Source organism: Candidatus Methylomirabilota bacterium, from assembly GCA_035764725.1.
GTDB lineage: Bacteria > Methylomirabilota > Methylomirabilia > Rokubacteriales > CSP1-6 > DASRWT01.
Window position 1 is genome coordinate 1 of the sequence record DASTYT010000148.1, and the last position, 10,361, is coordinate 10,361.

At 69.8% G+C, this 10,361-nt stretch carries 13 protein-coding genes; 7 read left to right on the forward strand and 6 right to left on the reverse strand.

The genetic code is table 11. The annotated features are described in order from the left end of the window. Positions 1-217 (forward strand): integrase core domain-containing protein (locus VFX14_24205; protein ID HEU5192797.1); only part of this gene is annotated, 217 nt, incomplete at its 5' end. Here the strand turns inward: VFX14_24205 and ggt are convergent. From ggt to VFX14_24230, 5 genes are all read right to left on the reverse strand, one after another. Beyond that, the gene (gene ggt, locus VFX14_24210) at positions 214-1,833 is read right to left on the reverse strand and encodes a gamma-glutamyltransferase (GenBank protein ID HEU5192798.1); all 1,620 of its coding nucleotides are present in this window, start codon (positions 1,831-1,833) and stop codon (positions 214-216) included. The two genes, VFX14_24205 and ggt, sit on opposite strands and share 4 nt — an antisense overlap. A 41-nt stretch (positions 1,834-1,874) precedes the next feature. Continuing rightward, entirely contained in the window at positions 1,875-2,609 is a 735-nt protein-coding gene (gene pncA / locus VFX14_24215) for a bifunctional nicotinamidase/pyrazinamidase (protein HEU5192799.1), read from the reverse strand. A 67-nt stretch (positions 2,610-2,676) separates the two neighbouring features. Next, positions 2,677-3,957 (reverse strand): TRAP transporter large permease, encoded by a 1,281-nt coding sequence (locus VFX14_24220; protein ID HEU5192800.1) that lies wholly within the window; start codon positions 3,955-3,957, stop codon positions 2,677-2,679. After that, positions 3,957-4,436 (reverse strand): TRAP transporter small permease, encoded by a 480-nt coding sequence (locus tag VFX14_24225; protein HEU5192801.1) that lies wholly within the window; start codon positions 4,434-4,436, stop codon positions 3,957-3,959. Before VFX14_24225 ends, VFX14_24220 begins: the two co-directional genes overlap by 1 nt. A gap of 19 nt (positions 4,437-4,455) precedes the next feature. After that, positions 4,456-5,478 (reverse strand): TRAP transporter substrate-binding protein, encoded by a 1,023-nt coding sequence (locus tag VFX14_24230; protein ID HEU5192802.1) that lies wholly within the window; start codon positions 5,476-5,478, stop codon positions 4,456-4,458. Positions 5,479-5,629: 151 nt separating this feature from the next. On the opposite strand from VFX14_24230, the gene VFX14_24235 reads away from it, so the two are divergent. Together VFX14_24235 and VFX14_24240 are read left to right on the forward strand one after the other, a co-directional pair. Further along, positions 5,630-6,181, forward strand: coding sequence for a methyltransferase domain-containing protein (locus tag VFX14_24235; GenBank protein HEU5192803.1), 552 nt, complete (start codon positions 5,630-5,632; stop codon positions 6,179-6,181). After that, entirely contained in the window at positions 6,166-7,941 is a 1,776-nt protein-coding gene (locus VFX14_24240) for a hypothetical protein (protein HEU5192804.1), read from the forward strand. Before VFX14_24235 ends, VFX14_24240 begins: the two co-directional genes overlap by 16 nt. A gap of 14 nt (positions 7,942-7,955) precedes the next feature. Here VFX14_24240 and purE read toward each other — a convergent pair whose 3' ends face one another. Beyond that, positions 7,956-8,459, reverse strand: coding sequence for a 5-(carboxyamino)imidazole ribonucleotide mutase (gene purE / locus VFX14_24245; protein ID HEU5192805.1), 504 nt, complete (start codon positions 8,457-8,459; stop codon positions 7,956-7,958). Between the two features lie 87 nt (positions 8,460-8,546). Here purE and ndhC point away from each other — a divergent pair, with 87 nt between their 5' ends. The 4 genes from ndhC to VFX14_24265 all read left to right on the forward strand — a co-directional run. Further along, positions 8,547-8,900 (forward strand): NADH-quinone oxidoreductase subunit A, encoded by a 354-nt coding sequence (ndhC, locus tag VFX14_24250; protein HEU5192806.1) that lies wholly within the window; start codon positions 8,547-8,549, stop codon positions 8,898-8,900. Then, a complete protein-coding gene (locus tag VFX14_24255; GenBank protein HEU5192807.1) occupies positions 8,891-9,529 on the forward strand; it encodes an NADH-quinone oxidoreductase subunit B family protein in 639 nt (212 codons plus the stop codon). The genes ndhC and VFX14_24255 overlap by 10 nt, the downstream gene beginning before the upstream one ends. 1 nt (position 9,530) lies before the next feature. Continuing rightward, positions 9,531-9,983 carry an NADH-quinone oxidoreductase subunit C gene (locus VFX14_24260; protein ID HEU5192808.1) on the forward strand — a complete coding sequence of 151 codons (453 nt, stop codon included), beginning with the start codon at positions 9,531-9,533 and terminating at the stop codon, positions 9,981-9,983. 9 nt (positions 9,984-9,992) lie between these two features. Continuing rightward, the coding region (locus VFX14_24265) for an NIPSNAP family protein (GenBank protein HEU5192809.1) at positions 9,993-10,361 on the forward strand (369 nt) is incomplete at its 3' end.

Genomic DNA, 10,361 nt, shown 5'->3' on the forward strand with positions numbered 1-10,361 from the left:
CACCCCGCGCACCAATGGCAAAGCGGAGCGGTTCATTCAAACCCTGCTGCGCGAGTGGGCCTACCGCCGCCCCTATCCCAGCTCGCGACAGCGGACCGACGCCTTGCCCGCCTGGCTCCACTACTACAACTGGGCGCGCGGGCACGGCGCGCATCAGGGACGACCACCCATCAGCCGCCTGGTGGCCCCGGACAATCTCGTGGCAGTTCACAGCTAGCGGCGCGCGCCCGCGTCGGGGCGGAAGCGAATGCCGGGACGCGCGAGGCCTCCGCTCACCCCGATGGGGGTGCCGTCGGCCCGCCAGCACGCGGCGCCGGTCAGCGTCCCGTCGTTCTCGAACGCGATCGCGTTCATGCCGCCCGCGACTGCGCGCACGGCGACGACCCGGTGGCCGCGCGCGGCCACCGCCTCGCGGATCTCGCGCGCGATGCCGTGCTCCATCTCGAGGTCTTGCCCTTGTGACCAGATCCGCGGCGCCTCCACCGCCTCCTGGAGGCTCATGCGATGGTCGATGAGGTTCACGACCGCTTGGAGGACGGACGTGAAGATGCGCACGCCGCCCGGCAGTCCCAGCGCCCAGCGCGGCCGTCCGTCACGCAGCACGATGGTCGGCGCCATGCTGCTCGTCACGCGCTTGCCCGGCGCCACGGAGGCGGGATGCCCCGGATGCGGGTCGAAGAGCGCCATCGTGTTGTTGAGCAGCACGCCCGTGCCCGGCGCCGTCGCCTTGGCGCCGAAGAGATTGTTGATGGTCTGGGTCATTGCCACCACGTTGCCGTCCGCGTCCGCCGCGGTCACGTGGGTGGTGTGGGCGGAGCCGGCGGCCGCCGGCGACACGGCGTAGTCGCCCGCGCGGTCGGTCCGGATCGCCGCGCGCCGCGCCGCCGCATACTCCTTCGAGGTGAGGCGCACGACGGGAATGTCGACGAAGGCGGGATCGCCCGTGCAGGCGTTCCGGTCGGCGAAGCCGATCTTGAGCGTCTCGGCGATCAGGTGGAAGTACTCGGCGCTGCCGAATCCCGAGCCGGCGACGTCGAAGCCCTCCAGCACGTTCAGCATCTCCACGAGGTGGAGGCCGCCCGCGGTGGGCGGGGGCGCGCCCGCGATCTCGTAGCCGCGGTAGGTCCCCCGGATCGGCGCGCGCTCGACGGTCTGATACCGCGCGAGGTCCTCGGCGGTGAGGATGCCGCCGGCTCGGAGGATGTAGTCGGCGATGGTCGCGCCCAGATCGCCGCCATAGAGCACGTCGGGCCCCTTCGCGGCGATGAGGCGCAGCGTGGCGGCATAGTCCCCCTGCACGACGAGGTCGCCCGCCTTGAGGGGTGCGCCGCCGGGCAGGAACATGCGCGCGGTCTCGGGGAAGCGCGCGAGGTCCGCCGCGGTCTCCGTCACCGCCTCCACGAGATACGGCGTCGCGCGGAAGCCGCGCTCGGCGTGCCGGATGGCCGGCTGTATCACTGTCTCGAGGTCGAGGCGGCCGAAGCGGCCGAGGGCCTCGACCCAGCCCTTGAGCGTGCCGGGCACGCCCACGGCGAGCGGGCCGATGACGTTCACGTCGCCCTCGGCGCGGAGGTAGTCGGGCCAGGTGTCCGACACCGGCCGGTACATGTCGGGCCGGGCCGCCGCGGGCGCCACCGTGTAGTTGTCGATGATGAGGTGCCGGCCGTCGGCGAGGCGGAGGTGGGTCATGCCGGCGCCGAAGATGCCCACCATCATGGGCTCCACCACGGTGAGGACGAACAGCGTCGCGATGGCGGCATCCACCGCGTTGCCGCCGGCTGCCAGCATCTCGGCGCCCGCCGCCGAGCCGAGGGGATGGTTCGCGACCACCATCCCGCGTGACGCGACGGCGGGGCGCTTCTCGCAGAGGATCGTCACGTGGTCGCGATGTCGCTGGACTGCATCCGCTTCACGCCCGCAGCCTGCATGTCGGCCCACGCCTTCGCCAGCGAGCCCTGCACGTCGATGCCGCGGCAGGCGTCCTCGATGACGGCGGCGTTGAAGCCGGCCTTGCGCGCGTCGAGCGCCGACCACGCCACGCAGAAGTCGGTGGCGAGGCCCGCGAAGTAGCATTCGGTGAGGCCGCGCTCCTTGAGATAGCCGGCGAGGCCGGTCGGCGTCTTCCCGTCCGCCTCCAGAAACGCCGAGTAGGAGTCGATCTCGCGGCGGTAGCCCTTACGGATGATGAGCTCGGCGTGCGGGATCTTCAGCCCGGGGTGGAGCTCCGCGCCCTGCGTGCCTTGCACGCAGTGATCGGGCCACAGCACCTGATCCCCGTAGGGAAGCTTGATGGCCTCGAAGGGCTTCTTGCCGGAGTGGCTCGAGGCGAACGACACGTGCGCGGGCGTGTGCCAGTCCTGCGTGAGCACGACGTGCTCGAAGTAGCCCCCCAGCTTGTTGATGAGGGGGATGATCGTGTCGCCGTCCTTCACGGCGAGCGAGCCGCCCGGCGTGAAGCAGTTCTGCACGTCGATGACAAGCAGCACGTCCGTCGGCCCCGGCTTGATCGCCCCCGACTGCGCGCCCGCGCGCTCGGTCCGGCTCCCCACGAGGGCGGTGACGAGCCCGGCGGCGGCCATTCCCAGGAATGCCCGGCGATGATGCGTCATGGTCAGGTCCTCCTCCGGCCGCCTGCTTGGACGTGCGGCAGCCCCTGTCGTGGCGCGAGTATAGCGCTCAGCCGAGCTTGAGGATACGGGGCAGCACGAGCGTGACCCAGGGCACCAGGATGACCACCAGCAGCCCCACGCACATCATGTAAACGTACGGCATCATGTCGCGCGTCGCTCGGTCCACCGGCACCTTCGCGATGCCGCAGGCGATGAAGAACCCCACGCCGATGGGCGGCAGGAAGAGGCCGATGCCCGTGGCGGCGACGACCACCGTCGAGTAGTGGATGACGTCGATGCCGAGCCGCTGCACCACCGGCATGAACGTTGGCAGCAGGATCACCACCGCAGGCAGCCCTTCGAGCACCGCGCCCAGCGCGATGAAGAGGATCGAGGTGAGGATGAGGAAGACGAGGTTGCCGCCCGGCACCGCGAGCATCATCCGCAGCAAGGTCTGCGGGACCTGCTCCACCGCGAGGATCCACGCCACCACCGCGGCGGTGCCGAGGAGGAAGCACACCGCGGCGGTCACCACCGCGCTGTGGACGAGGATGCCGGGCAGGTCGCGCCATTTGATCTCGCGATACACGAACACGCCGACGACGAAGGCGTAGACGACGGCGAGCACGGCGGCCTCGGTGGGCGTGACCGCGCCGCCGAGGATGCCCCCGAAGATGATGGCGGGGAGACCCAGCGGGATCACCGCGTCCACGAACGCGTGCCAGATCGCCCGCAGGCCGGCGACCTCGCGCGCCTCGAGGCCGCTGCGCCGCGCGTCGAACCAGATGTACACCATGATGGCCAGGGCGAGGACCACCGCGGGCAGGAAGCCCGCCGCGAACAGCGCCGCGACCGAGACATTGGCGACGGAGCCGATCACGATCATGAGGATGCAGGGCGGGACGAGAATCCCCATGGCGGACGCCGCCGAGACCACCGCCACCGCCTGCTCGGGCCGGTAGCCTGCGCGCAGCATGGGCGGGATCATGGTCGAGCCGATGGCGGAGACGTCGGCCACCGTGGAGCCGGAGATACCGGAGAAGATGTACTCCGCCACCACCACCGCCATCGAGAGCCCGCCGCGGATCCAGCCCACCAGCACCTGGGCCAGCCGCACCAACCGCACCGCGATGCCCCCCGTCTCCATGAGGGCGCCGGCGAGGATGAAGAGCGGAATGGCCAGGAGCACGAACGAGTCCACGCCCTCGAAGATCTGTTTCACGATGACCGTGAGGGGATACTGGCCCGACCAGTAGAGCCCCACGAAGCCCGCGGCGCCGATGACAAAGGCCACCGGGATGCCGAGCACCAGCAGGACCCCGAAGGCGAGAGCGACGAGGATGACCATCAGTGGCCGCCTCCGGTGAGGGGGGCGCCGCGCACCGCGCGCCAGAGATGCCCGAGGCTGAAGAGGATGACGAGGACACCGCCCACCGGCACCGACAGGTAGATGTACTGCTTCGACAGCCCCATCACCGCGGTCTGCTGGAACTGGCCCAGCTCGACGAGCTTCCAGCCCTGCTGGATCAAGATCCAGCCGAAGCCCATCATCACGAGGATGCCGAAGATCACCGTGAGGCGCTGGAGCGCGGGAGGGAACCGGTCGACGAGGAGATGGAGGCGGAAGTGGACGCCGCGCTTGACGCCCACCGCCGCGCCGAGGAACACGATCCAGACGAAGAGGAGCCGGGCGATCTCGTCGTACCAGGTGAAGGTGCGCACGAGCACGTAGCGCGAGAACACGCCGAGGAAGACGTCCGCGCAGAGGGCGACCATCATCACGAGCAGAACGCCCTCGACGATGTTGCCGAGCGCGCGACGGATCACCGGGCCGCGGGGTCGCTCCCTATTTGCCCGCGGCGGCGATGGCCGCGTTCAGCTTGGTCATGAAGTCCTTGCCCACCTTGGACTCGACGCCGTCGTACACGGGCTTCATGAGCGCCTGGAACTGTTTGATGTCCTTCACCTCGTTGATCTGGGTGCCGGCCTTCCTCATGATGTCGAAGTCCTGCTTCTCACGCTCGACCTCGATCTTCCGGTTCGCGTCGCACGCCGCCCGCATGGACTCGTCCACCGCCTTCTGCAGTTCCGGCGGCAGCGCCTGGTACTTCTTGAGGTTGGCGAACCAGCCGATGGGCGGATAGGAGTGACGGGTGAGAGAGTAGTACTTCGTCACCTCCTGGAACTTGTCCGAAGTCACCGTGAAGGACGGCAGCTCCATCCCGTCGATGGTGCCCTGCTTCATGGCGAGGTAGACCTCGACGTAGGGCATGGGCACCGGGTTCGCCCCCAGCGCCTTCATGAGCGCGATGTAGGTCGGTGACTCCTGCACGCGGATGGTCTGGCCCTTCATGTCGTCGGGCACCACGATCGGGCGCTTGTTCGACATCATGTTGCGGAAGCCCCAGCCGCCACCGAAGCAGAAGGCCTTCACGCCCTTGGCCTCCATCTTCTTGAGGAGTTCCTGACCCAGCGGGCCGTCCATGATCTTCCACACCTGGTCGCGGCTCGACCAGAGGAAGGGGAGGTCCAGCGCCTGGTAGGTGGGCTCGAACATGCCACCGATGGGCGCAGAGCCGACCGGAACGATGTCGATGGTGCCGAGCTGCGCGCCCTCGAGGTGCGCGGCCTCGCCCTTGGCGAGCGAGTTGCCGAGGTGAAGCTCGGTCTTCATCCGCCCCTTGGACTTCTCCTGGAGCGTCTTGTCGAGCACGGCGGCGGCGAGGTTGACCGGGCTGTCAGGGCCCACGCCGGTGCCCACCTTCCACACGATTGGGGCCTGCGCGTCCACGGGCGGCGCGGGCGCCAGCACCAGGGTGAGAACGAGGGAGAGGCCGAAACACAGGACGAGGCGGAGCGGTCGCGTCATCGCGGAATCTCCTTCGGCTGAGCGCGTTCGCATAGAGGGCTGCAAGCCCATGGGATCCGGCCCTCCTCGTAACACGCGCTCTCGAGGCGGTCAAGGGCACGCTCCGCGGGGGCCGCCCGATTGGAGTACCCTCGGGACCGGAGGAATCGACATGACGCGATCGCGGAGAGGCGGGCGGGCGATCCACGTGGCCCTGCTCGCGATGGGGCTGCTGCTGGCGGGGGCCTGCGCGCACCGGGAATCCGTGGTGCCGTACGTGTGGACCCCGGATGACATCGCGGCGCACATGCTGCGTTTGGCCGACGTGCAGCCGAGCGACGTGGTGTACGACCTGGGCTCGGGCGATGGCCGCATCGTGCTGATCGCGGCGCGGCAGTTCGACGCGCGGGGCGTCGGGATCGAGATCGAGCCCCGCCTTGTCGAGGAGAGTCGCGAGACCGCGAAGAAGCTCAAGGTGGACGACCGCGTGGAGTTCATCCAGAAGAGCTTCTTCGACGTGGACGTGAGCCCGGCCACCGTGGTGACGCTCTACCTCGGCCGCGAGCTGAACCTCCGCCTGCGCCCCAAGCTCCAGCGCGAGCTGCGCAAGGGGTCGCGCATCGTCTCCCACGAGTTCGACATGGGGGACTGGGCGCCCGACAAGACCATCACCGTCCAGGGCAAGGACAAGGTCTACCGGCTCATGCTGTGGACGGTGCGCTGACGCGCGTCCTGGCGCGGCTGCTCGCGGCGTGCCTCTGCGTCGCGGGCTGCGGGAGCGGCCCGGCGACTCCGCCCGTGGCGGCGCCCACGGCCCCTTCCCTCCGGCCCGAGGACGCGTCGGTTCCCGGCGAGGTCGCCGCCGAGCCCTCGACGCTGCGCTCGCTCGCCGTGCGCTGGTCCGTGCGCGGCGACGCCAATGCCAATGCCACCGTGGGCGTGGAGTACCGGCCGTCGGGTGAGGAGCGGTGGCGGCCGGGCTATCCGCTCTTCCGCCCGTATCCGGAGCATCAGTCGCCCGCGCTCCGCGTGGCGGGGGGCTGGCTCTTCGCGGGCAGCATCGTGGACCTCACGCCGGACACGGAGTACGAGGTGCGCCTGACGCTTCGCGACCCCGACGGGGGCGGCGCCGAGCGTGTCCTGCGACTGCGCACTGCCGTCGAGCCGCGCGAGCCCGCTGGGCTCGACGTGCGCCACGTCGCCCCCGGCGAGGGCGGGGGTACGGGCGCCGCCGCCGATCCCTTCCGCGGCCTCGCCGCGGCCGAGGCCACGGCGGCGCCGGGCACCGTGTTCCTGCTCCACGCCGGGGTCTATCGCGCGGCGCCGTGGCGCGTGCAGCGGTCGGGCGCGCCGGGGCGGCCCATCATCTACCGCGGGGCGGGCGACGGGGACGTGATCCTGGACGGCGACGGGGGCGAGCGCGCGGTGAACGCGCAGGGCACGCGCCACGTCTGGCTCGAGGGGGTGACGATCCGGAACGCGCGCTACCTCTTCGTGGGCAACGGCGGCAGTCACCTCGTGGTGCGCCGCTCGCGCTTCGAGATGACGCGCGTGGGCTTCGAGGCCATCACGGGCGGCTACGAGGAGTCGCGCGGCTTCTTCGTCACCGACAACCTGTTCATCGGCCCCTCGAAGTGGCCCCGCCCGCCCCGCATCGAGCCGTACAACGCGATCAGCGTCTCCGGCGCCGGCCACGTCATCGCATGGAACTACATCCACCGAGTGGCCGACGGCATCCATGGGACCGAGCACGGCCGGCTCGCCGCGAGCGACTTCCACAACAACGACATCGAGCTCTGCACCGACGACGGCATGGAGGCGGACTACAGCGACGCCAACGTGCGCGTGTTCGAGAACCGCATCACCAACTGCTACTCGGGCGTGAGCGCCCAGCCGATTCACGGCGGGCCGCTCTACGTGTTCCGGAACGCCATGCTCAACGTCGAGTACTCGCCGGTGAAGCTGCACAACGACACGGCGGGGGTGCTGATCTTTCACAACACGTCCGTGCGGGTTGGCCGGCCGTTCCTCATCGATCCTGCCGGCGAGACGGTGAATGACGTGGTGACCCGCAACAATCTCTTCGTCGGCACGAGCGGGCCCGCGCTGTCGTCCACCGGCAAGATGATCCGCTGCGACTTCGACCACGACGGCTATGCCTGGGAGGTGGGGCCCTTCGCGCAGTGGAACGGGCGGACCTACCGCACGCCGGAGGCGGCGCGGACCTCCGGGCAGCTCTACCGCCGCGACGGCGCGCTACAGCTGGCGGAGCGGCGGCTCTTCGCCAGCGGCCTGCGTCCGCCCGCCGATTTCCGCACCGCACTCCCGCGCCAGGCCAACGATCTCCGTGTCGCGCCGGGCTCACCCGCGGCCGGGAAGGGCGTGGCGCTGCCGAACTTCTCCGACGGGTTCACCGGCCCGGCGCCGGCGCTCGGCTGCTGCGAGCCGGGCCGGCCCTTGCCGCACTACGGTCCGCGCCCCTAGCGGGGGCCGGCGCGCTACGCCTTCCTGGCGCCCCTGCGCGGGTCGCCGACCTCGAGGACCTTGCGGCTCTGATCCTCTCGATAGCGCTTGAGCGCCTCTCGCAGCCGCGCGTCCTTGACGGCGAGAATGGCCACCGCGAAGAGGCCGGCGTTGACCGCCCCCGGCTTGCCGATGGCGAAGGTGGCCACGGGGATGCCGCCCGGCATCTGCACGGTGGAGAGGAGCGAGTCCATCCCCTTGAGCGAGGCGGACTCCATGGGCACGCCGAGCACGGGCAGGGTGGTCTTCGCCGCGGTGACTCCCGCGAGATGGGCGGCGCCGCCCGCGGCGGCGATGATCACCTCGAGCCCGCGCGCCTCCGCGGTCGAGGCCCATTCGAGGAGCGCGTCGGGCGTCCGGTGGGCGGAGAGTACCCGCACCTCCACCGGCACCTTGAACGATTCGAGAGTCTCCACCGCGCTCGCCATGACATCCCAGTCCGACTTCGAGCCCATGATGACGCCGACCTGTGCGTTCATGGCCCGGGATTGTAGCAAGGACGGCGGGCGCGTGCGCGCCGTGTGTTATACTCCCGTGGGTTTTTTCATGATTTCCGGGAGGAACGGTTGACTGGGTACCTGCCAGTTTTCATCTACCTGGCCCTCATCGTCGCATTCGGTGTCGTCTCGCTCCTGATCGCGACCATTCTTCGGCCCGCCCGTCCCGATCCGGTCAAGCTCGAGAACTACGAGTGCGGCGCGGAGCCGATCGGGCAGGCCTGGGTGCAGTTCCCGGTGGGCTTCTACCTCGTGGCGCTGGTGTTCGTGGTCTTCGACGCCCTCGCGGTGTTCCTGATCCCGTGGACGCTCGTCCTGCGCGAGCTCGGGCTGCGGGCGGTGGGGACGATGGCGATCTTCCTCGCGCTGCTGTCTTTGAGCTGGGTGTACGCTTTGAGGGAAGGGATCCTCGAATGGAAGTGAAGGCCCCCGTCCCCCAGATCCCGCCCCCGGTGTGGACCGAGTTCAAGGACCTCCAGGAGTGGGAGAAATACCGCCAGTCGCGGCCCGAAGGCGACAAGCACTCCGGGCTCTTCGAGGCCGTCACCGAGGGGATCTACAATTTCCCCGGCGGCTTCGTGGTGACGTCGCTCGCCGACGGGTTCCTCAACTGGGCGCGCAAGTCGTCGGTGTGGCCGGTGACCTTCGGGCTGGCCTGCTGCGCGATCGAGATGATGGCCACCTTCGCCTCGCGCTTCGACGTCGAGCGGCTGGGCATGGTGCCGTGGGCGTCGCCCCGGCACTCCGACCTCATGATCGTGTCCGGCACCGTCACGATCAAGATGGCGCCGATGCTCAAGCGCATCTACGACCAGATGCCCGACCCCAAGTGGGTGGTCTCGATGGGCTCGTGCGCGAACTCGGGCGGACCGTTCCGCCACGGCTACCACGTGGTGAAGGGCGTGGACCGCGTGGTGCCGGTGGACGTGTACGTGCCGGGCTGTCCGCCGCCCCCCGAGTCGCTCTTGAACGGCCTCCTCATCCTCCAGGACCAGATCGCGCACTTCCGCACGACAGGCAAGCGCGCGACGCCGTCGGCGAAGATCGACTGAGGTGACGGCCGCCGAAGCGCGCGCCCTCCTCCAGGACCGGCTCGGCGTCGCCGCCGGCGGCGAGGGCGCCGCCCTCGTGGTCACGGTGCCCCCGGAGCAGTGGCTGGCCCTCGGCCGCGCCGCGCGTGAATCGCTCGGGTGCGTGTACTTCAACTTCTGCTCCGCGGTGGACTGGAAGGAGGAGGGCCTCGAGGTGGTGGCGCGCGTGGAGAACCTCGACGCCGGCTTCTCCCTCACGATGAAGACGCGGCTCGGGTCCGGCGTGACTACCGTCGCTTCGCTCACCTCCCTCTGGCGCGGCGCCGACTGGATGGAGCGCGAGGCCTACGACATGTTCGGGATCCGCTACGAGGGCCATCCCGACCTCCGACGCATCCTGCTCCCGCAGGACTGGGAAGGCCATCCCCTGCTCAAGGCCTACGCGGTGGACACACCGCATCCGCCGTACCGGTGAGGTGACGCCATGATCCACGAGCTTCGGACCTACACGCTGCAGCCCGGGACACAGGCGAAGTACCTTCAGCTCTCCGGCGAGGTCGGCCGCAAGATCCGCGGCGACCGGTTCGGCAAGCAGGAGGGCTTCTGGTACACGGAGTTCGGCACGCTCAACCAGCTCGTGCACCTCTGGAGCTTCCCGGACCTGAACGAGCGCGAGCGGCTCCGCGGCCTCCTCGCCAAGGACGAGGCATGGAACAAGGAGTACGTGCCGCAGATCCGGCCCCTGCTCCTGGCGCAGGAGAACAAGATCCTGTCGCCGGTGCTCCCGCTCAATCCCCCGCCGGATCCCGGCTGGGTGTACGAGCTCCGCTGGTATCGCACCCACGTGGGCCGG